This window comes from Enterobacter sp. 237C8, from assembly GCF_034106865.1.
GTDB lineage: Bacteria > Pseudomonadota > Gammaproteobacteria > Enterobacterales > Enterobacteriaceae > Enterobacter > Enterobacter asburiae_B.
The window spans coordinates 1,552,073-1,573,634 of the sequence record NZ_JAWNDF010000001.1; the positions used below are offsets into that span (position 1 = coordinate 1,552,073).

17 protein-coding genes are annotated in these 21,562 nt (G+C 57.5%); 8 read left to right on the plus strand and 9 right to left on the minus strand.

Annotation, left to right across the window (positions count from 1 at the left end; translation table 11 throughout):
* The first annotated feature begins 101 nt into the window (after positions 1-101).
* Positions 102-998, plus strand: a complete 897-nt coding sequence (locus tag USF70_RS07570) for a LysR family transcriptional regulator (protein WP_320735500.1) — start codon at positions 102-104, stop codon at positions 996-998.
* 322 nt (positions 999-1,320) lie between these two features.
* Positions 1,321-2,817, plus strand: a complete 1,497-nt coding sequence (ansP, locus tag USF70_RS07575) for an L-asparagine permease (RefSeq protein WP_023311978.1) — start codon at positions 1,321-1,323, stop codon at positions 2,815-2,817.
* A gap of 48 nt (positions 2,818-2,865) precedes the next feature.
* Here ansP and USF70_RS07580 read toward each other — a convergent pair whose 3' ends face one another.
* Complete coding sequence (locus USF70_RS07580) at positions 2,866-3,927, minus strand: YncE family protein (RefSeq protein WP_224978961.1); 1,062 nt, start codon at positions 3,925-3,927, stop codon at positions 2,866-2,868.
* A 242-nt stretch (positions 3,928-4,169) separates the two neighbouring features.
* Here USF70_RS07580 and pqqU point away from each other — a divergent pair, with 242 nt between their 5' ends.
* The gene (gene pqqU / locus USF70_RS07585; RefSeq protein ID WP_320735501.1) at positions 4,170-6,284 is read left to right on the plus strand and encodes a TonB-dependent receptor PqqU; all 2,115 of its coding nucleotides are present in this window, start codon (positions 4,170-4,172) and stop codon (positions 6,282-6,284) included.
* Between the two features lie 119 nt (positions 6,285-6,403).
* On the opposite strand, the gene USF70_RS07590 is transcribed toward pqqU, so the two are convergent.
* From USF70_RS07590 to USF70_RS07600, 3 genes are all read right to left on the minus strand, one after another.
* Entirely contained in the window at positions 6,404-7,072 is a 669-nt protein-coding gene (locus USF70_RS07590) for a GntR family transcriptional regulator (RefSeq protein ID WP_023311981.1), read from the minus strand.
* Positions 7,073-7,327: 255 nt separating this feature from the next.
* Positions 7,328-8,368, minus strand: coding sequence for an NADP-dependent oxidoreductase (locus tag USF70_RS07595; RefSeq protein WP_087822660.1), 1,041 nt, complete (start codon positions 8,366-8,368; stop codon positions 7,328-7,330).
* A 65-nt stretch (positions 8,369-8,433) separates the two neighbouring features.
* Positions 8,434-9,009, minus strand: coding sequence for a helix-turn-helix domain-containing protein (locus tag USF70_RS07600; protein ID WP_023311983.1), 576 nt, complete (start codon positions 9,007-9,009; stop codon positions 8,434-8,436).
* 148 nt (positions 9,010-9,157) lie between these two features.
* On the opposite strand from USF70_RS07600, the gene USF70_RS07605 reads away from it, so the two are divergent.
* A complete protein-coding gene (locus tag USF70_RS07605) occupies positions 9,158-9,676 on the plus strand; it encodes a GNAT family N-acetyltransferase (RefSeq protein WP_032656843.1) in 519 nt (172 codons plus the stop codon).
* Positions 9,673-10,122, plus strand: coding sequence for a DMT family transporter (locus USF70_RS07610; RefSeq protein ID WP_032656841.1), 450 nt, complete (start codon positions 9,673-9,675; stop codon positions 10,120-10,122). Before USF70_RS07605 ends, USF70_RS07610 begins: the two co-directional genes overlap by 4 nt.
* Positions 10,123-10,125: 3 nt before the next feature.
* On the opposite strand, the gene USF70_RS07615 is transcribed toward USF70_RS07610, so the two are convergent.
* Together USF70_RS07615 and USF70_RS07620 are read right to left on the minus strand one after the other, a co-directional pair.
* The gene (locus USF70_RS07615) at positions 10,126-10,359 is read right to left on the minus strand and encodes a YdcY family protein (protein ID WP_047647612.1); all 234 of its coding nucleotides are present in this window, start codon (positions 10,357-10,359) and stop codon (positions 10,126-10,128) included.
* A 96-nt stretch (positions 10,360-10,455) separates the two neighbouring features.
* On the minus strand, positions 10,456-12,054 hold the full coding sequence (locus USF70_RS07620; RefSeq protein ID WP_320735502.1) for an ABC transporter substrate-binding protein: 1,599 nt from the start codon (positions 12,052-12,054) through the stop codon (positions 10,456-10,458).
* Between the two features lie 283 nt (positions 12,055-12,337).
* On the opposite strand from USF70_RS07620, the gene USF70_RS07625 reads away from it, so the two are divergent.
* The 3 genes from USF70_RS07625 to USF70_RS07635 are packed head-to-tail and all read left to right on the plus strand — an operon-like array spanning position 12,338 to position 18,844.
* Entirely contained in the window at positions 12,338-13,684 is a 1,347-nt protein-coding gene (locus tag USF70_RS07625) for an SrfA family protein (RefSeq protein WP_033145684.1), read from the plus strand.
* A gap of 4 nt (positions 13,685-13,688) precedes the next feature.
* Positions 13,689-16,670: a virulence factor SrfB gene (locus USF70_RS07630; protein WP_048977278.1), complete on the plus strand. Its 2,982-nt coding sequence runs from the start codon at positions 13,689-13,691 to the stop codon at positions 16,668-16,670.
* Positions 16,667-18,844 (plus strand): virulence factor SrfC family protein, encoded by a 2,178-nt coding sequence (locus tag USF70_RS07635; RefSeq protein ID WP_232937867.1) that lies wholly within the window; start codon positions 16,667-16,669, stop codon positions 18,842-18,844. Before USF70_RS07630 ends, USF70_RS07635 begins: the two co-directional genes overlap by 4 nt.
* A 71-nt stretch (positions 18,845-18,915) precedes the next feature.
* Here USF70_RS07635 and USF70_RS07640 read toward each other — a convergent pair whose 3' ends face one another.
* The 3 genes from USF70_RS07640 to patD all read right to left on the minus strand — a co-directional run bounded on the left by USF70_RS07640 (position 18,916) and on the right by patD (position 21,539).
* Positions 18,916-19,671 (minus strand): alpha/beta fold hydrolase, encoded by a 756-nt coding sequence (locus USF70_RS07640; RefSeq protein ID WP_232937864.1) that lies wholly within the window; start codon positions 19,669-19,671, stop codon positions 18,916-18,918.
* A gap of 86 nt (positions 19,672-19,757) precedes the next feature.
* The gene (locus tag USF70_RS07645; RefSeq protein WP_013096478.1) at positions 19,758-19,931 is read right to left on the minus strand and encodes a GhoT/OrtT family toxin; all 174 of its coding nucleotides are present in this window, start codon (positions 19,929-19,931) and stop codon (positions 19,758-19,760) included.
* Positions 19,932-20,114: 183 nt separating this feature from the next.
* Positions 20,115-21,539 (minus strand): aminobutyraldehyde dehydrogenase, encoded by a 1,425-nt coding sequence (gene patD, locus USF70_RS07650; RefSeq protein WP_320735503.1) that lies wholly within the window; start codon positions 21,537-21,539, stop codon positions 20,115-20,117.
* Positions 21,540-21,562 lie beyond the last annotated feature (23 nt).

A 21,562-nucleotide genomic window follows, 5' to 3' on the forward strand; every position in this document is an offset into this window, starting at 1 on the left:
CGTTTACTGTTGCGTTAACAGTAGCGCAAAGCAATCCGGAGCATTAGTGTGCATAATCAGATAGGAAATATGATTGAAATTCATAAATAGAGGCAATCGCGATGCTAAAAGATAATTTCAACGACCTGCTCTCTTTTATGGTGGTCGCCCGCGAGCGCAGCTTTACGCGCGCGGCGGCGCAGCTGGGCGTCTCGCAATCGGCGCTGAGTCATGCCATGCGCAAGCTTGAAGCGCGGCTCGACGTTCGCCTTTTAACCCGCACAACCCGCAGCGTTGTTCCCACCCAGGCGGGTGAGCAGCTCTTTACGCGCTTAAGCCCGCATTTGATGGAGATTGAGCAGGAGCTCACGACGCTTCGCAGCGCACACAACAAACCCGCAGGTTCTGTTCGCATCGTCGCCGGCGAGCATGCGATGGACGCCGTGCTCTGGCCGGTACTGAAGGCGTTTATGGTGCAGTATCCTGAGATTAACGTCGAAGTGACGGTAGATAACGGCCTGACGGATATCGTGGATGGCCGTTTCGACGCGGGAGTACGCCTGGGTGAACAGGTGGCAAAAGATATGATTGCGGTACGGATAGCGCCGGATATGCGCATGGCCGTGGTCGGTTCCAGGGATTATCTGGCTCGCTTTGGCGTGCCGCAGACGCCGGAGCAGCTTGCTGAACACCGCTGCATCAACATGCGCCTGCCCACGCGCGGCGGACTGTATCACTGGGAATTTGAACGCGACGGGCGCGAGCTTCGCGTTCGGGTTGATGGGCAGCTTACGCTGAGCAGCCTGTCGCAGCGCATCGACGCCGCTGAGAATGGCCTCGGATTAGCCTACGTGCCGGAGGCGTCGGTTCTGGGGGCGCTTAATCACGGACGGCTCGTCAGGGTCCTTGAATCGTGGTGCCCTACTTTCGAGGGGTATCACCTTTATTATCCGAGCCGTCGCCAGCACACTACCGCTTTCAGGTTACTGTTAGATGCTCTCCAGCAGTCAAAATCTTGACCACCTGGTAATAATTAAGAAATTCTGATGATTAAATAATCAACCCGCCAAATGTTTTGTCTAAAAACTCATCACGATTCAGCGTGTTGTGATCGCCGTCTGCTCTGACCACACGATTTCCTTCGACGTGCATCACTTTCGGCACGGTTATATTTTGCGTCGCTTATGAATTGCAGGTAGGATGCCTCGCCATGTTTCGCCTTATCCATACGCAGAATGACTGGGAAGGCGACATGTGTTTGCGCAGAAGCAATCGTTTGTATTGCGCTCTGCCAGGCAGGACTATCACGATAATGGTTCAGACAGGCAAACAGGTAACTCAATGAAAACAAGCAATAAAAGCGCAGCCGATCATCATGCTGCTAAACGTCGCTGGTTGAACTCCCACGAAGAGGGCTACCACAAAGCGATGGGCAACCGTCAGGTTCAAATGATCGCCATCGGCGGCGCTATCGGAACGGGTCTGTTTTTAGGTGCGGGTGCGCGTCTGCAAATGGCTGGCCCGGCTCTCGCCCTGGTCTATCTGGTGTGCGGGATCTTCTCTTTCTTCATTCTTCGTGCGCTGGGCGAACTGGTACTGCATCGCCCTTCCAGCGGAAGCTTCGTCTCTTACGCCCGTGAATTCCTCGGTGAAAAAGCGGCCTACGTTGCGGGCTGGATGTACTTCGTCAACTGGGCGATGACCGGTATTGTCGATATCACCGCCGTTGCGCTGTATATGCACTACTGGGGCGCGTTTGGCGATGTGCCGCAGTGGGTCTTTGCGCTTGGCGCACTGGCGATTGTCGGCACCATGAACATGATCGGCGTGAAGTGGTTCGCGGAGATGGAGTTCTGGTTTGCGCTGGTAAAAGTGCTGGCCATCGTGGTGTTCCTGGTCGTGGGTACCGTCTTCCTCGGCAGCGGCAAGCCGCTGGACGGCAATGCCACCGGCTTCCACCTGATAACCGATAACGGCGGATTCTTCCCGCACGGTCTGCTGCCTGCGCTGGTCCTGGTTCAGGGCGTGGTGTTCGCCTTCGCTTCCATCGAACTGGTGGGTACCGCAGCAGGTGAATGTAAAGATCCGCAGACCATGGTGCCAAAAGCCATTAACAGCGTGATCTGGCGTATCGGTCTGTTCTACGTCGGTTCCGTGGTGCTGCTGGTTCTGCTGCTCCCGTGGACTGCCTATCAGGCAGGTCAGAGTCCGTTTGTGACCTTCTTCTCTAAGCTCGGCGTGCCTTACGTTGGCAGCATCATGAACATCGTGGTCCTGACGGCGGCGCTCTCCAGCCTGAACTCCGGTCTTTACTCTACCGGTCGTATCCTGCGCTCCATGTCGATGGGCGGTTCTGCGCCGAAGTTCATGTCAAAGATGAGCAAGCAGCAGGTTCCCTATGCGGGGATTCTGGCAACGCTGGTGGTTTACGTTTTTGGCGTGTTCCTGAACTATCTGGTGCCGTCCCGCGTATTTGAGATCGTTCTGAACGTGGCTGCACTGGGGATTATCGCCTCCTGGGCCTTCATTGTGGTCTGCCAGATGCGTCTGCGCAAAGCGATCAAAGAAGGCAAAGCGGCTGATGTGAGCTTCAAGATGCCGGGCGCACCGGTGACCTCCTGGCTCACCCTGCTGTTCCTGTTCAGCGTGCTGGTGCTGATGGCGTTTGACTACCCGAACGGTACTTACACCATTGCGACCATTCCGCTGCTGGCGGTACTGCTGATTGCCGGCTGGTTCGGCGTGCGTAAGCGCGTTCACGAAATTCACAGCACCGCGCCGGTTCATCACGACGATGAAAAACACGACGCACCGCTGGTGGAAGAAACCTCGCGTTAAGCGTCCGTAAGCATCAAAAAGGGAAGGCAAATGCCTTCCCTTTTTTATTTACAGCGCGATACGAATGACGTCGTCAGGCTGGGTGGCTTCCTGCTGGCGAGTCGATTTTTGTTTCACCGTCACGTACAGGGTTTTGCCATCCGCAGAGAGCGCCAGGCTGTTCGGGTAGATCGGCGTGTCGAAGGTTTTTGTGACCTTATACGTTTTCGCGTCAATCACGCTCACCTTACCGGCTTCACGGTGCGTCACATAGGCTTCATTGCGGGCCGGGTTAAACAGGACCGCCAGTGACTCCGGCGCGGCGATTTTCTCGATCACGCTGCCGTCTTTCAGGTTCACCACCAGCACTTCCGGCTGTTTTGAATCGGTCAGGAACGCGCGCTGGCCGGCGGTATCGAGGCTGAGGTTCAGGTAGAAGTGCTCTTTACCGTCATCCTGCACCTTTTTGCGGCTCAGGATTTTATTGGTGGCCGTATCAATGGTTACCAGCTCGCCGTCCGCATTCGTGGTGTACAGACGTTTTGCCTGCGCATCCAGCGCCAGACCGGTGCTGTACGTACCGGTATTGGCAATGGTCTCTTTCAGCTTCAGCGTGGCGCCATCCACCACCCAAATCACGCTCTCTTTGCCGACGCCGGTGATGTAAATCGTGTTACTCGCGTCATCCGCCACCAGCTGGCGCGGCTGCAGCGGTTTCACGGTTTCACTGCGCTGGCGATTATCGAGCACCAGACGCCCTTTCACGTCGCCCGTTTTCGCATCGATGGCCGTCACCGCGCCGTTGATGGTGTTGCCAAACCACAGGGTTTGCGTCGCGCCGTCGAGCGTGGCGCCAAAGGGTTTGAGATCGCTATGAATCGCCTGCGTCACGTCCAGCGTGACCGGGTCAAGGCGATAGATAACTCCGCCCTTATCGGTTTTGCGGCTTTGCGAGGTCGCCACCCACAGCGCATTCTCCTGCTGGCTGACCGCCATTTCATACGCCCCTTTGCCCACCGCTTTACGCAGCACCTCTTCGGCGGCATGCACCTGGAACGTCCCGGCAAGCAGTAAAGTGGCAGACAGCAGTGACAGGCTCAGACGCGGCGAGCACAGATGACGTAAAGACATAACAATTCCTTTTTTGAAAAGAGGGGGTTGGGCTGACATCACTTCCGGCAGGCAACGTCATGGCATTGCCTTTTGATAATGAGAATAGTAATCATTAATGAACTGAATGTGGAGTTTTTCTTTCGCGTCTCGCCTTTCATTAACGCAATGTGCGGTTATAGTTTTCAAAACATTTACAAAACCTTTAACATGTATGGACATGTTCCATTTGGTTCGTTTATACACCACAACCGGTTTTATTCATGAAAATCATTTCTGCCCGTAAGGCTTCTCTCCCGCTGCTGCTGGTTCCCGTTATTTTCGCGCCGCTAACCGCAATGAGCGCGGAGGAACAGACCATGATCGTCAGCGCCACGCCGCAAACCGTATCGGAACTGGATACCCCGGCCGCGGTCAGCGTCGTCAATGGCGATGACATGCGCCACGCCGCGCCGCGCATCAACCTGTCTGAATCTCTTGGCAGCGTCCCGGGACTGCAAATTCAGAACCGCCAGAACTATGCCCAGGATCTCCAGCTTTCAATGCGTGGGTTTGGTGCCCGCTCAACGTTTGGCGTGCGCGGTATCCGTATGTATGTCGACGGTATCCCTGCCACCATGCCGGACGGACAGGGCCAGACCTCTAACATCGATCTCTCCAGCGTGGAGAGCGTTGAAGTGCTGCGCGGCCCCTTCTCTGCCCTGTACGGCAACGCCTCCGGCGGCGTGATTAACATCAACACCCAGACCGGGCAGCAGCCGCCGACCATTGAAGCCAGCAGCTATTACGGCAGCTACGGTACCTGGCGCTACGGCATGAAAGCCACCGGCGCGATGGGTGACGGCACCCACGTGGGCGATGTGGATTACACCGTTTCCACCACCCGCTTCACCACCAAAGGCTACCGCGACCACAGCGGCGCGCGCAAAAACCTCGCTAACGCCAAACTGGGCGTGCGTATTGACGACGTCAGCAAGCTGACGCTGATTTTCAACAGCGTGGACATGAAGGCCAACGATCCGGGCGGGCTAAGCTATCAGGAGTGGCAGAACAATTCGCGTCAGTCTCCGCGCGGCGATCAGTACAACACCCGCAAGACCATCAAGCAGACCCAGGCCGGCCTGCGCTACGATCGTCAGCTCAGCACCCAGGACGATCTCAGCGTGATGATGTACGCCGGCGAGCGTGAAATGACGCAGTACCAGTCGATTCCGTATCAGCCGCAGCTGAAAGCCTCCCATTCCGGCGGTGTGATCGATATGCAGCGACACTATCAGGGCGTGGATACCCGCTGGACGCACCGCGGCGAGCTGCTGGTGCCGGTAACATTTACCACCGGCCTGAACTACGAAAACCTGAGCGAAGATCGTCGCGGATACGAGAACTTCGTGATGAACAACGGCGTGCCGGATTACGGCGTGAAGGGTGATAAGCGTCGAAACGAACGTAACCTGATGTGGAACGTTGACCCTTACCTGCAAACCAGCTGGCAGCTGACGCAGAAACTGTCGGTAGATGCAGGAGTGCGCTACAGCTCGGTCTGGTTTGATTCCAACGACCATTACATTACGCCGGGCAACGGCGATGACAGCGGTGACGCGAGCTATCACAAGTGGCTCCCGGCCGGTTCCGTGAAGTATGCGGTGACGGACGCATGGAACCTCTACGCTGCCGCAGGGCGTGGATTCGAAACGCCAACCATCAACGAGCTCTCCTATCGCGCCGATAACCAGGGCGGCCTGAACATCGGCCTGCAGCCGTCCACCAACAACACGTATGAAGTGGGCAGCAAAACCCGCATCGGCAATGGCCTGCTGACCGCGGCGCTGTTCCGCACCGATACGGATGATGAGATCGTGGTGGATGCCAGCTCTGGCGGGCGTACCAGCTATAAAAATGCCGGTAAAACCCGTCGTCAGGGGGTGGAAGTCTCCCTCGACCAGCAGTTTGCCGAGAACTGGAAGCTGAAGATGGCGTGGACTTACCTGGATGCCACCTACCGGACTAACGTCTGCAGCGACGCAGACTGTAACGGTAACCGGATGCCGGGCATTGCCCGCAACATGGGTTACGTCTCGTTTGGCTGGCAGCCGGAGGAAGGCTGGTACGCGGGTTCAGACGTGCGCTACATGAGCGATATCATGGCCGACGACGAGAATACGGCGAAAGCGCCGTCGTATACGGTGGTCGGGCTGAACACCGGGTATAAATTCAACTACGGCAGCTGGGGCATGGACGTCTTTGGCCGCGTCGACAACCTGTTCGATAAAGAGTACGCGGGCTCGGTTATTGTCAACGAGTCAAACGGTCGTTATTACGAGCCTGCACCAGGCCGTAACTACGGGGTCGGGCTGTCGGTCTCTTATCGCTTCGAGTAAGCGATAAGAAAAGTTTATTTAATTAATGAAATAACGCTCCTGATGGCAATAAACCATCAGGAGTTATTCACCAGATAAATAATTAGGGGCGAAATATAGTCGCTCTGCTAAATAATCTCTTAGTTAAAATATTGTCGCTGTAAAAGCAAATTCGCTTCATCAATCACCTTATCAATCGCCTTCTGGCAGGCAACAACATCTCTTCGCTCCAGGGCGGAAAGCAGTTCGTCATAGTGATATGTCGAGGCTTTGATGTCGTTAAGCTCCTGATGTAGATAGTTCATACAGGGCCCGATGCGCACCCAGAGCTGCTCAATTAATGCATTAAGCGTAGGCATTTCCGCATACTGATAAAGCGTAAACCGGAAGACGCGATTCGCATGCAATGCCTGCTGGACGTTCCCGTTGCGCATGGCCTCATGAAAGGCATCCGACAATTTGCGCAACGCCTCCAGTTTGCTATCAGACATATTCTGACAGGCCGCGGCGACCGCCATCGGCTCAAGCTGCTTGCGGATAGCGTTAATCTCGTTATAGCGCTCCAGCGTGACCTCCGGAACCAGAAATGCCTGCGCCGGCGTGGCGTGTAGCGCCCCTGATGACACCAGGCGCAACAGCGCCTCGCGAACAGGGGTAATACTGGTTCCTAATTTATCGGCAATCTCTTTCGTAATCAGTCGTGCCCCAGGTTTGAGTGAGCCTGTAATTAACGCTCCTTTCAAACTGTGTTCAACTTGCATGGTAAGACTGACCCTTTGGGCTTTTTCTAAGTGGTCCAAATCAAGCATGTTCAATTCCTGTAGCTAAAACTTAATGCTATTTTTAAACGCCAGTTTTAATAAAACGACGCTGGTCCGATATATCCTGTATCGTCATGCCTGGTGGTGGGAAGTACGTAAAAACATCAAAAAAGTAAAGTTTGTTTTTTTTATTGGTTCCGGGCCCATCCGGGATGCGGGCGCGAAATGCCATGTCCATTAATTAAAGACAATATATCGTATCTTCACAAATAAATATGGCGGGAAACCCCGCCATAATGCTGTTTATTTATTGTCACCCGCGACGCGAATCACGACTTTGCCGAAGTTAAGCCCTTCGAGCAGGCCAATCAGCGCCTCGGGCGCGTTCTCCAGCCCGTCCGTTATCTGTTCACGATAGTGGATTTTGCCCTCCTGCACCCAGCGTCCCATTGCTTCCTGGAACTCTTTAATGCGGTGACCGTAATCCTGGCCGATGATAAAGCCCTGCATACGAATGCGTTTCTTCAGGATGGTCGCCATCAGGAGCGGCATGCGATCCGGCCCCTCGGGCAGGCCCGTCGCATTGTAGCCGCTCACCAGGCCGCACACCGGCACGCGCGCGGAGGTATTCAGTAACGGCAGCACGGCGTCAAATACTTTCCCGCCGACGTTTTCATAATAGACGTCAATTCCTTGCGGACAGGCACGTTTCAGCTGTTCGGCAAAGTCGGCCGCGTGATGATCCAGACACAGGTCAAACCCGAGGACCTCAACGGCATGGCGGCATTTTTCAGCCCCGCCGGCGACGCCGACCACCCGGCAACCTTTGATTTTACCGATCTGCCCGACGGTCGCGCCAACCGGGCCTGTCGCCGCGGCGACCACCAGCGTTTCGCCCGCTTTTGGCTGCCCGATATCCAGCAATCCCATATAGGCGGTAAAGCCCGGCATACCCAGAATACCCAGCGCCCAGGAAGGATGTGACGGATTTTCGCCCAGCTTCACCAGGCCGCTGCCGTCCGAGAGTTCATATTCCTGCCAGCCGCTGTAGCCCAGCACCCACTCCCCGGCTTTGAAGTCGGGATGATTTGACTGCTCAACGCGGCTGACCGTTCCCCCCACCATCACCGCGCCCAGCTCAACCGGTGGTGAATAGGATGGCGCATCGCTCATGCGCCCCCGCATGTACGGGTCCAGCGACAGCCAGACGGTACGCAGCAAAAGCTGCCCTTCAGCCGGGGCGGGAACCGGCTGCGTTTCGAGACGAAAATTTTCCGCGACCGGCGCACCCTGAGGACGGGAGGCCAGTACCCAGCGGCGATTTTGCGAAACAGGTTGATTCATCGGGATCTCCTTCTGGTGCAAATGTCATTACAGCCTGGCTCACGAACGGCGTTATCGCATTAGCATTACGAGGCAGACTGGTTAAGCCGTACAACCAGATAGATGCAGGTTTCATTCGTTTCGTTGATGAACCGGCAGTCATTTGGCGGCCCCAGCTCGAGACAGTCTCCGGCGTGCATTTCGTGGCGCGTATCGCCCTCCTGAAACACCAGCTCGCCGGACTGGAGCCAGATAAGCTGACGTGCCAGCGCGTAAGAAGATGCAGGCATCGGAACATCGCTGCCCGCGGGCAGTTCAACCTGAACAAGGTCGATGGGCAGATCGGTGCGGGGAGAAACGTGGCGGCGGAGGTAGTGCGTCTGTGGATCTCGCCAGACGGGCTGGTTTGCAAGGCGCAGCAGCTTGCCCTCCTGCATTTCGGCCCGGGCAATGAGCGTGGACATGCTGATGCCAAACGCGCCGGACAGACGGGCCAGCAAGGTAGCTGTCGGGCTACTGTCTCCGCGCTCTATCTTGTGGATCATCGCGCGCGAGACCCCGGCCCGGTCAGCAAGCTCGCTCAGGGACCATCCGCGAGACTCGCGTTCAAGGCGAATTCTTGCGCTAATACGTTGATTCATCGTGTCTGTTATGGTGTTCATGACGTCATACTATAGTGTATGAACGGCATTTCAATGGGCTTTTGATAACAAAAAAATATGGCTTATGCCGTAGCGATCGGGCGATACGATTGTGTAATATCGTAGGAATAACGTAATACTATAGTGAACAACACACAGAGGGTTAATCATGATCGTTCGTCATGCCTGCAAAGAAGACTGCGCCGCGATTGGAGAAATCTACAACCACGCGGTGCTGCATACTGCCGCGATCTGGAACGATAAAACCGTCGATACCGATAACCGAATCGCGTGGTTTGAGGCGCGCACGCTCGCGGGTTACCCGGTTCTGGTGAGTGAAGAAAACGGCGTTATCACCGGTTACGCCTCTTTCGGCGACTGGCGCGCCTTCGACGGTTTCCGTCATACGGTTGAGCATTCGGTCTACGTCCACCCGGACCATCAGGGCAAAGGCATTGGCCGCACGCTGATGATCGCGCTGATAAACGAGGCCCGCGCCATCGGTAAACACGTGATGGTGGCTGGTATTGAAGCGCAAAACCATGCCTCGATTCATCTCCATGAAACGCTTGGTTTTGTCACCACGGGGCAGATGCCGCAGGTGGGAACCAAGTTTGGCCGCTGGCTGGACTTAACCTTTATGCAGCTGCAGCTCGACGAGCGCAGCGATCCGGACGCTATCCCATGAATCAATCCCTGACCCTGGCGTTTCTGGTGGCGGCGGGAATTGGTCTGGTGGTGCAAAACACCTTAATGGTGCGCATCACCCAGTCCTCCTCCACGATCCTTATCGCGATGCTGCTGAACTCCCTGGTCGGCATTGTGCTGTTTGTCAGCATTCTGCTGCTGAAACAGGGCGTCGCCGGATTCAGCGAGCTGGCCGCAACGGTGCGGTGGTGGACGCTTATCCCGGGGCTGCTGGGGTCGTTTTTCGTGTTTGCCAGCATCAGCGGATATCAGAACGTTGGCGCGGCCACGACTATCGCCGTGCTGGTGGCAAGCCAGCTGATTGGCGGGCTGGTGATGGACGTGCTGAGGAGCAACGGCATTCCGCTGCGCGCCCTGATTGGCCCGGTGTGCGGCGCGGTGATGCTGGTCGTCGGGGCCTGGCTGGTGGCGCGACGCCAGTTTTGAACGTTACAGTATGGTGCCGCCTTTGGTCAGCTGTTCCTCACGCGCGTCCAACTCCTCTTTATGCTGCTTACCGTGGTGCGAAATCGCGGTACGCAGACGCTGCTGCTGGGTGTAGCGTTCTTCACGGCTGAGCTCTGCATCATCACTTAATTCGATCAGCAGTTCATTCATATGGGTGATGACGCTCTCTTCAATGGCGGCATCGACACGGGCGGTAACTTCATTTAAATGTGACATTGTCACTCCTTGTAAATCGCCGGATGGCGGCTGCGCCTTACCCGGCCTACAGGGGGAACCGTAGGCCCGGTAAGCGCAGCGCCACCGGGCAACATATTAGTTCAGCTTCGCCTTAGAGAAATCGCTGCCCATCAGGCTCACGCTGTATCCGGTCACGTTGCTGCGGGTCGCATAGAACGTTTTCCCGTTTGCCAGTGCGATCCACGGCGCCTGCTGGTAGAAAATCTCCTGCGCCTGGCCGTAGAGTTTCGCGCGCTCCGCCGGGCTGCTGGTCAGCTTCGCTTTTTGCACCAGATCATCATAACCCTTATCACACCAGCGCGCGGCGTTTGATCCGGTTTTAATGCTGTTGCAGCCCAGCAGCACGTCGGCAAAGTTGTCCGGGTCGCCGTTATCGGACATCCAGCCAAACAGCGCGGAGTCATGTTCGCCTTTACGCATCCCGGAGAGATATTCACCCCACTCGTAAGAGACAATTTTGGCCTTCACGCCGACTTTCGCCCAGTCGCTCTGGATCATCTCGGCGATACGGCGCGAGTTCGGGTTGTACGGACGTTGAACCGGCATTGACCACAGCGTGACTTCCGCCCCCTTCTCCAGCCCCGCCTGCTTCAGCAGCGCTTTCGCTTTTTCAGGATCGTAGCTGTAGTCCTTCAGGTCTTTATTAAAGCCCAGCATATTTGGCGGGATCGGCGATTTTGCCACCGTACCGGAACCCATAAAGACCGCATTGACGATAGCCTTCTTGTCGGTCGCGTAGTTAAGCGCCTGGCGCACCAGCACGTTATCAAACGGTTTTTTCTCGGTGTTAAACGCCAGATAGCCGACGTTCAGCGCATCGACCAAGTGCAGCGTCAGGTCTTTGTTGTTCTTGATGGCGTCAAACTGAACCGGGGACGGTGCAGGAATAATCTGGCACTCGTTGGTCTGCAGCTTCGCCAGACGGGTTTCCACATTCGGCGTGATGGAGAAGATGAGATGCTTCGTCGGCACATCGCCTTCCCAGTAGTTCGGGTTAGCGACGTAGCGGATCAGTGAATCTACCTTGTACTGCTGCAGGACATAAGGCCCGGTGCCAATCGGCCAGGTGTCCACGTTTTCAGGCGTGCCTTTTTTCAGCATCGCGTCGGCGTATTCGGCGGAAAGAATCGAGGCGAAATCCATCCCCCAGTCGGCCAGAAACGCGGCGTTAGGCTCGCTGAGGGTGAACTGAACGTGATAGTCGTCGACCTTTTTCACGTCCTGAATCAGCTTATCGAGCCCGACGTCGTTAAAGTATTCGTAGTTGCCCTGCGACACGTTGTGATAAGGGTGTTTAGGGTCTTTCTGACGCAGAACCGAGAAAATAACGTCATCGGCGTTAAAATCGCGCGTCGGTTTGAAGTATTTATTGCTGTTGAACTTCACCCCTTTGCGCAGGGCAAAGGTATAGGTCTTGCCGTCCGGCGAAATCGTCCAGGACTCCGCCAGCGACGGGACCGGGGTGTTTTTCACCGGGTCAAAGTTGATCAGGCGATTGTACAGTACCTGAGAGCTGGCCACAAAAGACGGGCCAGAGCTGGCGATTTGCGGGTTGAAGGACTCGGGGGACGCTTCAGAACAGTAAATAAGGGTGTCGTTGTTTGCCGCCGATGCGGCACCGGCTGGTAACAGCGCGCTCAGCGCAAGGGCGAGCAGTGTTTTCCCTGTAGACATGGTTATAACCCTGACAGTTTTATTATATAAGACAGTAATAACAGCACAGGCGATATGACCTGGCAAATAACGAAACACTATCAGGTTATTCTAAAGCCGCGTTTTTTGCTGTTTTAACAGCCAGCGCCCGAAAAGGTGATTTGCCTTAAGGGCCATTATCCGTCAAGCACAACCGTCACTTTCTATGCCGCAAGAAATCGGTCCTTTTAGCGTCTCTTCCCCCGTTTGGTTGCTTCCTCGTTTCGTTAAAGTAACGGTGTGAAGAAGTATATGGGATCAAATCGTGGCAAAAACTCTTTTACGCAGCGGTAACCTGGATGACTTTCAGGCCGTGGGCGGCGGCGGACAAGCCGTTTTTGAATCAGCGTTACAAATCCGGGAAGCGCTCCGGTTGCGCAAACAACAGGCCATCGTCGACTGTCTGGCTATTCCGCAGGTCAACGACAGCGGTGACCGCGTGGACTGGTATTCCCCCGTTGAAGGGAGCGTAACCAGCTGGAAAGCGGCCGATGAAGATGACCGTTATCGCGCCCTGCGCTACCTGGAAAACACGCTAGCCAGCGTTGAGTCGTTAAGCAAGAAATGCCTCCTGTCGCCCAAAACCGCGCAGCAGCTTTTTGGTTCTCTGCTGTCGAAGGCGTTTCAGTTCCCGGGTGAAAACTTCCTCTTCCTGGTGGACGGAAAGCCGGTCATCAGCTTCTGGGGGTTCGTCAACCTGAACGAGAATGCGCGCGACGATGTTCTCGACTGCCTGCGTGAATCGCTGGTCCCTGAGCCCGCCCCCGTTGTGATTGAAGATCCTGAACCCGAGCCTGAGCCAGAACCGGTTGTAGCCTTTGAACACGCCGACGAGCCGCTGATCGCCCCTTCCTCGGTGGTGCGCATCACGCCGGAAGATCTGTATGAGCCAGAGCCGGCCCCGGCCGTTGCGCAACCCGTTCAGGAACCGGCTGTGCCGATCGTCGCGAAAAAGCGCCGCGTTCCCCTGTGGACGCTGCCGGTTGCCGTCGCGATCGTTGCCGCCATTGCCGCACCGCTGCTGTGGCCAAAACAGTCGCCTTCCGCTGAGCCCGCCCCGGTGCCCGCACCCCAGCCCGTAGAGATAGCACCAAAGCCGATCAAAGCGGTTGAGCCGCTGGCCATGAAATTACCGCTGCATCAGGCAGAGGTCCTGGCAAGCAAAGAAAAAGAGCCTGCTCTGGCGCCTGCGCCACAGCCTGCCCCGGTGGTGATTGTCGCCATCCCGAAAGATGCAATGGTGATGGAAGCGAATCAGGTGAAAGCGGGATCGACGCGTTTCCTGAACGGCACCTGGCGTGCGGTTCTGGACGTGAAAGATCCGGTTACCGGCAAACCGCCTTCAATGCGCTATCAGATCCAGAACAATAAGGGCTTCGCCCGGGTTGTCCATGGCGACAACGTTGTCTGCCGCGCGGAAGTGTTCTCCGGCCTGCACAGCAACGGCGAGCTGATGATTAAAAGTCGCGGTACTGCTCGCTGCACCGACGGCTCCCGCTACCCGATGCCGGAGGTTGCCTGTAAAGCAGGCGCCAGCGATATCGCAGAATGTCGCGCCCGTTATGATGCCAATACCGTCGTTCCCCTGACGTTCAAGAAAGCAGGTGCCTGATCCTATGCTGGTTAATCTTTGCGACTATAAACAAAGCGTCACGCTTATTGCCAACAGCGGCGTGCAGTTCCTTGATTTCGGTCTGACGCCGCAGGACACCGCCAGCAACGGGCGCTTCGTACGTAAAACCGCGAACGGCCCGCTGCTGCGGCTCGATTTCGACCTGGTTAACGGGCGCTATACCGTGCCGGGAACGAACGGCGGGCAGCCTGAAGTGGTTAAGCCGGAAACCACCATCCCGCTGCATCAGTCCCTGGCGGTGCTGGACGGCGTCTGGCTTCCGGTTCCGTTCCTGCGCTTCAACCCGCCGCGAACCTTTGTTGAGGGGCCGGATAACTGGGCCCGCGTTCAGGTGCGCAGGCTGGATACACCCGATACGGCAGGCAATACGCACCGCGTCACGCTCGCCCTTGACAGCCAGATTGCAGAACACGCCACGTCCGCCCTGTCCCCGGTTGAAAACGATATTCTGAACGGGACCCGATTCGCGCTGGCCTGGCGAGACAATGAGGTAGAAAGTTTCCTCGACCAGACCTGGATTGACGGCTGGCTGCGCGAGGCCTTTACCCAGTATGCCGACGGCGTTGAAAACCGCTCAGAACGCGATCTCCAGCAGGCGATGCGCGGGTTTGAATATCAGGCCCACTGGCTTAACCTGCTGACCATGCTCGGTGAACAGCTTACCGTGCCGGAAGTGAAATTTGTTACCCATACGCTCAGCACGCCTGCCATTCCGGTCGACCTGATCCTCGACGTGGGCAATACCCACACCTGCGGCGTCATTATCGAAGACCACGGCGACGCGAACGATGGCCTGCGCCAGACCGCCGAGCTGCAGGTACGCTCATTAAGCGAGCCGCAGTTCCTGAATGCGCCGCTGTTCACCAGCCGTCTTGAGTTTTCGGAAGCGCGTTTTGGCAAGCAGCACTTCTCGGTTGAAAGCGGTCGCGAAGATGCCTTTGTCTGGCCGTCGATTGTTCGCGTGGGCGATGAAGCCCGCAAGCTGGCGATGCAGCGTCTTGGGACCGAAGGCAACAGCGGCATCTCCAGCCCGCGTCGCTACCTGTGGGATGAAACGCCGGTCGTGCAGGACTGGCGCTTTAGCCAGATGAACAGCAAAACCCAGCGTGAGCCGCTTGCCACCGCGTTTCCGCTGATGAACCTGATGAACGATGACGGCGAACCGCTCTTCACGCTGCCGCAGGACGAGCGGCTGCCGGTCTTCTCGCCGCAGTACAGCCGCAGTACGCTGATGACGCACATGCTGTGCGAGCTGCTGGCGCAGGCGCTGGGGCAGATCAACAGCGTCGCCACGCGCCTGCGTCTGGGCTTCCCCGCGTCACCGCGCCAGCTACGCACCCTGATCCTGACCCTGCCCTCGGCCATGCCAAAGCAGGAGCGCGAGATTTTCCGTCGCCGCATGTTTGAAGCCATCGCCATCGTCTGGAAAGCGATGGGCTGGCACCCGCAGGATGAGGATTTTGTCACCCGCAAACAGCAGGATAAAAGCGTGGTGCCGGTTCCTGAAATCCAGATGGAGTGGGATGAAGCAAGCTGCGGTCAGCTGGTCTGGCTGTATAACGAAGCGATCTCCCGCTTTGGCGGTCAGACCGAAGCCTTCTTCGCCTCCCTGGCCCGCCCGGACCGTGAGCCTGAGCCGGGTAGCCAGCCGGGCCGCGCGCTGCGCGTCGCGTCCATCGACATCGGCGGCGGCACAACGGATATGGCGATTACCCATTATCAGCTGGATGACGGTTCCGGCAATAACGTCAAAATCACCCCGCAGCTGCTGTTCCGTGAAGGCTTTAAGGTCGCGGGCGACGATACGCTTCTGGACGTGATTCAGCGCTACGTGTTGCCTGCCCTGCAAACGCAGCTGCAGAAATCCGGTATCGCGGACGCTTCGCTGCTGATGGCGTCACTGTTCGGTGACTCCGGGCGCATAGACACCCAGGCCGTACTCCGCCAGCAAACGGCGCTTCAGCTTTTTATGCCGATTGGCCACGCTATTCTTGCCGCGTGGGAATCGAGCGACGTTGACGATCCGCTGGCCGGTCTGCATGCCACCTTTGGCGATCTCCTGCCGCAGAAACCGACCCGCAACGTAATGAATTATCTGCAGCAGGCGATCGATCATGCCCTGCCTGCGGGTTCAGACGCGTTTGACCTGTTCGCCGTGCCGCTGCACGTGAACTTCCGCGAAATGCAGGATGCGATGCTGGCCGGGCAATTTACGCTGGCCTCGCCGCTCCACGCGGTGTGCGAGGCGATATCCCATTACAGCTGCGATATTCTGCTGATCACCGGACGCCCCGGCTGCCTGCCTGGCGTTCAGGCGCTGATTCGTCATCTGCAGCCGGTGCCGGTCAACCGCATCGTCTGGCTGGATAAATACCAGGTGCACGAGTGGTATCCGTTCAGCCAGCAGGGGCGCATTGGCAACCCGAAATCAACGGCCGCGGTGGGGGCCATGCTCTGCAGCCTGGCGCTCGACCTGCGTCTGCCGCGCTTCAACTTTAAAGCCGCAGACATTGGCGCGTATTCAACCGTGCGGTATCTCGGCGTGCTGGATAACACCGTTAATACCCTGCGCGAGGAAAACGTCTGGTATCAGGATATCGACCTCGATAAGCCGGGCGCGAAGCTCGACGCGCGTCTGCACTTCCCGCTGCGCGGTAACGTTACCCTCGGCTTCCGCCAGCTGGCGAACGCGCGCTGGCCCGCCACGCCGCTCTACACGCTCAGCATCAACTCGGCTGAACTGGCGAAAGCCATTGCCGGTGACGGCGTGCTGAACGTGCGGCTGAAGCTCTGCGGCGGCAGCAAGCAGGAAGGTCCTGAGGCCTTCGAGCTGAGCGATGCCTGGCTGCAGGACGGCACGCCGGTTGCCCCTGACGCATTAACCTTCAAACTGAATACCTTGGCCGATCGCCGACACAGCGGTAGCCACTACTGGATCGACAGCGGGAGCGTATACCTGAAATGACAGTGACGACGACCACCACTCAGGCCTTAATCGGGTGGATTAATGAGACGCGCCTGAACGCCCCTGTGCTGGATAACGATGCCGACGCCCTGCTTGCTCGCATCAACGCGGCGCAGGCGCGGGAGCAGGCCATTGAACGCGCCATGACCCGCCAGAGCAGTATTGGGCTTTACGGTCATTCGCAGAGCGCGAAAGCCCATCTGCTGTTATCCCTGTGCGGCAGCGGTAATGGACGCCTGAACGTGACGCCGGGCCAGCGCACCTTTGACTATTTTTCGCATATCAATCCGGGACATGCCCTCACCAACATGGCCGTCCGCTTCACGCCGGAAAGCCCGGAGGTGGCGGATGAGGCGTTCCCGCTGCGTCTGAGCCTGGTCACCGAGGCCGAGCTGGTACAGCTGTTTATTGCCCGCACGACGCTGCATCCGCAGATGCGCGCGGTGGATAAGGCGGTCATTGAGACACGTCTGGAGAAATGGCGCGGGCTGCGCCAGCCGCAGGGCGTGCCCGGCATAACGGCTCAGGAAGTGGGTGCGATTGCCCGCTTCTGGCAAAGCACCGTACCCGCCGCTAAGCAGCAAATTGATGATGCCCTGTGGCATGAGTTCGCCCGGCTGGTGCCTTCTCTCGATCTCAGCACGCGGGCCAGCGTCTGGTCGCTGCTGTGGGGCGAGCAGCAGGAGTTGACCCAGCAGTGGTTAAAACTGGCCCATGTGCTGCACCAGACCAGCCATGCCGGCGAGCTTGCTGCCCCGCTTAGCCTGCTGGTGGACAGCTTTGGCCTGCCGGGTGAAGGGTTCCTGACGCACGACGGCACGTTAGATCTTCAGGACGCGCAGGAGACGCTGCTTCATCCGCTAAATAGCGGTGAAATGCTTAACGCCATCAGCATCCCCGTCGACGTGCTGGCCTTCCTGACCCGCGAGCTGGTGCTGCCGGTTGAGAACGGCGCGCTGGATAACGTCGATATTATTGATATTCCTGTTTTTGAAGATAACCGTGCCGACCCGCTACGCCAGGCGAAGTCCCAGTGGCTGCTCGAGCATTACCGTCAACAGCTTCAGCCGGATGTGCTGGTGATTTGTAATGCGACGGCGCAGCACGAACAGACGGCCAAAAAAGCAAAAGTGCTGATGAACTGGGTCAAGGAGACGCAGCCTGCTGAAGAATCTGCCCTGCCGGGGCTGGTATGGGCGATTACGCCACACGACGCCCGCTTTACCACCCGACAGAATCTCGATGAAGCCGTACAGCATCTGCTCGGAAAGCCGGGTTTACGCTGGGGCACGCTGCAGGCGCTGGACAGCCACAGCATGCAGCGCGTCATCGAATGGCTGTCTCAGGCCACGCTGCCCGCGCAGCGACAGAAGCGTCTCGGCACGCTGAAAGGCTTGCTGCGACAGGAGCTCTCATCGCTGATGCAGAGCTATCTGGCACCGCTGGTTGAAGAGCCGGGGACAAGACGCGCTCAGGCCGAAAATATGGTGCGCACGCTGCAAAGCAGCGCCGCCCGCCACGGCGAACTGCTTGAAGGCCTGCTGCCGCCGCTGAAAGCCTTTGAAACGCTGCTCGCCGTTCAGCAGCCGCGCGAGGAGCAGGTGAACGGGCTGTTTACGGACACTATTGACCTGTTTGCCGAGAATACCCAGGAAAGCACCGGCCTGTTCCAGACAAAAGACAAAGCGCGCCTGGCGCACAGAGTCTGGATAAATCATCTGCGTCAGTGGAGCCGCAATGAGGCCACGGCCGCGCGCCTCGGGCTGGAGCCTTCGGTATTACAGCAAATCGCGGATGTGCTGGTGGTCACCAGCTACCGGCTTAATCTGCCTCAACAGCTTCAGCGTATCGTCGAAGCGGATAAAAGCAGCGCGGCACAGCTGCATGCCGTGATGGGCAATTTCATTGGCTGGCTGGGTTATGACCAGACGCCCGTGGCTACACGTCCGGCAAGCCGCATCCGCAAGGGGCAGGCAATCTTCGTCACGCCAGTGGTCAGCAGCGCGGAGCCTCGATTGACGCGCCTGGGGGAACAGCCTGTGCATGCGGCCACCGCATACGTTTACGACTGGCTGGTCGCCCTCTATAGCCGCGCGATAGAGAACATTGATTACCAGCATCCGCATGATGTTCAGCCTGACGCACGTCAGGCACTACGGGCTTTGATAAAGTAGCCGCCTTTGTTGCCGGGTGGCGCTGCGCTTACCCGGCCTACATTTCGCAACGATGATAAATTGCACAATAATCACATCGTCATACACCCGGCTAACGTCTGTGCCAGCGCAGACGGATTCTCCCACGACATCGAATGCCCCGCCGCAGGGATAATTTTTACCTCAACGCCCTTTTGCTTCAGATTGTCCACATCGTCATCCGGCAGAGACAGCTCGCCGAAAATCAACGTTACCGGGCAAGGAAGTGACAGGAACTGCGCTTCCCATTCGGGCTCTATGCCCGCCATCAGGCTCGATGCGCCCCGCCAGACGGCATACGGCGCATTACTCTGCAGACACCCTGCCCACGCCGTTTTTTCCGCGCTGAGCATGGCGTCATAGCCCTGCATCAGAAACTTCTGCTCGGTTTGCGCTGCAATAGACCGGCTGAACATCCCCCCACCCGAATGAAAATTGGGCTCTGACACCATCAGCCCCTTCACGCGCGTTGCAAGCAGCCCCGCCGTTTCGATAGCAATGCTGCCGCCCATACTGTGGCCGTATAACCAGAAGGCATCCAGCTTAAGGTGGTCAATCAGCTCCGCCACAACGTGGGCCTGGTCGGTGGTTTTATAGCTGTAGCGTTCAGGCTTGTCGCTGTAGCCGCTGCCGGGCAAGTCGATGAGAATCGCTCTGCGCGCGCCAAACAGCGGGTCATGAACGACACGGGGATATTCATAGGAAGAGGCGCAGCCCAGCCCGTGAATGAACACCACGGGATCGCCGGTGCCGGGCAGGTCATGCCAGCGCACGGTACAGCCGGCCTGCTGCGAGTAAAAACTGTTCATAAGCACTCCTTTTACGATGCACTGTGTATTTATACAGTTAGCGTATCGGGAATGCCATATTCATCTTTTAAAAATGGAAGCGTGCTTCAGAAAAGCGAGACCAGCAGCGCAACGGGAAAGCTCATTGGCCAGGTTGACCCCACCAGAAAAGCGCTGAGCAGACGGATACGTTTGCGGTCTTTAGAGAGGAACCAGGTAATTAATGCGCAGATGGAAGCCATGATTGCGTAAAAAACCAACATCTTTTGATACAACGTCATTCTGTATACCAGAGCCGAAAAAATAACCGCACGCAATATGCGTCATATGTTGATACAGATCAAGTTTTTTCGTTACAGAATAACCACTTAAAGATTACGGATAATAACAATTGAGTATCTTGCGTAACACTCATGGCGGGTGCGGGAAACGCCTGGCCGCGCATGCGGCCAGGCATGGCGGACTTAGTGTTTGATCATGACATGCCGCACAACCGTATAATCCTCAAGCCCGTAGACCGACATATCTTTGCCGTAGCCGGATAATTTCATGCCCCCGTGCGGCATTTCGCTCACCAGCATAAAATGGGTATTCACCCAGGTGCAGCCGTACTGCAGGCGCGCGCTCAGGCGATGGGCGCGGCCCACGTCTTTGGTCCAGACCGATGACGCCAGGCCATACTGCGAATCGTTCGCCCAGGCCAGCACCTGCGCCTCGTCGTCAAATTTGGTGACGCTCACCACCGGGCCAAACACCTCCCGCTGAACGATGGCGTCGTCCTGCTTTGCCCCCGCCAGCAGGGTTGGCTGGAAGTAGTAGCCCGCCCCCTCTTTTTTGCTCCCGCCGGTGACAACGCGGATATGACCGAGCGCTTTCGCCTCATCGACGGCCTGACAGACGCGTGAAAGATGGGCCGCCGAGCTGAGCGGTCCCAGTTCGGTCGAGGCATCCTCCGGCGCCCCCATTTTAAGGCTGGCGACCGCTGCGCCCAGCTTTTCCACCAGCGCGGCATAAATACCCTTCTGGGCATAAATCCGGCACGCCGCCGTACAGTCCTGTCCGGCATTGTAGAAACCAAACGTCCGCACCCCTTCGACAACCGCATCCAGGTCAGCATCATCAAAGACGATAACCGGCGCTTTACCGCCCAGCTCCATGTGGGTGCGTTTAATGGAGGACGCGGTATGGCCGATGATATGTTCCCCGGTAGCAATCGAACCGGTCAGCGAAACCATATGGACCTTTTCATGCCCGGTCAGCGGATCGCCGACCGTTTTACCCCGGCCAAACAGGACGTTCAGAACGCCTGCCGGGAAGATATCTTTTGCCAGCTCTCCCAGCTTCAGCGCGGTCAGGGGCGTGATCTCTGAGGGCTTAATCACCACGCAGTTTCCTGCCGCCAGCGCGGGGGCTAGCTTCCAGGCCGCCATCATCAGCGGATAGTTCCAGGGGGCAATAGAGGCAACCACGCCCACCGGATCGCGGCGGATCATCGACGTGTGGCCGTCAAGGTACTCCCCGGCGGCCAGCCCGTTCAAACAGCGGGCGGCCCCGGCAAAGAAACGGAAAACGTCGACCACCGCCGGAATTTCATCTCCCAGAGCACAGTGCAGCGGCTTGCCGCAGTTGAGGGATTCGAGCCGGGCAAAGTCCTCCCCATGCGCTTCAATCGCATCCGCCAGCTTCAGCAGGCACTCGGCACGGGTTTTCGGCGTGGTTTGTCCCCACTCCGCAAAAGCACGGTCGGCCGCCTGAACCGCCGCGTCGACCTGAGCCGCTGACGCCTCGGCAATCTCCAGCAGGAGTTCTCCAGTGGCCGGGTTATAGACCGGCTGTTTTTCTCCCTCTCCGGTTACCAGTTTTCCCTCTATCAGCAGTTGTGTTTGCATAGCATTTTCCTGTTGAATTCACT

Coding starts and splice junctions, on each gene's coding strand:
- USF70_RS07570 (WP_320735500.1), top strand. CDS start 102: ATGCTAAAAGATAATTTCAACGACCTGCTCTCTTTTATGGTGGTCGCC.
- ansP (WP_023311978.1), top strand. CDS start 1,321: ATGAAAACAAGCAATAAAAGCGCAGCCGATCATCATGCTGCTAAACGT.
- USF70_RS07580 (WP_224978961.1), bottom strand. CDS start 3,927: ATGTCTTTACGTCATCTGTGCTCGCCGCGTCTGAGCCTGTCACTGCTG.
- pqqU (WP_320735501.1), top strand. CDS start 4,170: ATGAAAATCATTTCTGCCCGTAAGGCTTCTCTCCCGCTGCTGCTGGTT.
- USF70_RS07590 (WP_023311981.1), bottom strand. CDS start 7,072: ATGCTTGATTTGGACCACTTAGAAAAAGCCCAAAGGGTCAGTCTTACC.
- USF70_RS07595 (WP_087822660.1), bottom strand. CDS start 8,368: ATGAATCAACCTGTTTCGCAAAATCGCCGCTGGGTACTGGCCTCCCGT.
- USF70_RS07600 (WP_023311983.1), bottom strand. CDS start 9,009: ATGAACACCATAACAGACACGATGAATCAACGTATTAGCGCAAGAATT.
- USF70_RS07605 (WP_032656843.1), top strand. CDS start 9,158: ATGATCGTTCGTCATGCCTGCAAAGAAGACTGCGCCGCGATTGGAGAA.
- USF70_RS07610 (WP_032656841.1), top strand. CDS start 9,673: ATGAATCAATCCCTGACCCTGGCGTTTCTGGTGGCGGCGGGAATTGGT.
- USF70_RS07615 (WP_047647612.1), bottom strand. CDS start 10,359: ATGTCACATTTAAATGAAGTTACCGCCCGTGTCGATGCCGCCATTGAA.
- USF70_RS07620 (WP_320735502.1), bottom strand. CDS start 12,054: ATGTCTACAGGGAAAACACTGCTCGCCCTTGCGCTGAGCGCGCTGTTA.
- USF70_RS07630 (WP_048977278.1), top strand. CDS start 13,689: ATGCTGGTTAATCTTTGCGACTATAAACAAAGCGTCACGCTTATTGCC.
- USF70_RS07635 (WP_232937867.1), top strand. CDS start 16,667: ATGACAGTGACGACGACCACCACTCAGGCCTTAATCGGGTGGATTAAT.
- USF70_RS07640 (WP_232937864.1), bottom strand. CDS start 19,671: ATGAACAGTTTTTACTCGCAGCAGGCCGGCTGTACCGTGCGCTGGCAT.
- USF70_RS07645 (WP_013096478.1), bottom strand. CDS start 19,931: ATGACGTTGTATCAAAAGATGTTGGTTTTTTACGCAATCATGGCTTCC.
- patD (WP_320735503.1), bottom strand. CDS start 21,539: ATGCAAACACAACTGCTGATAGAGGGAAAACTGGTAACCGGAGAGGGA.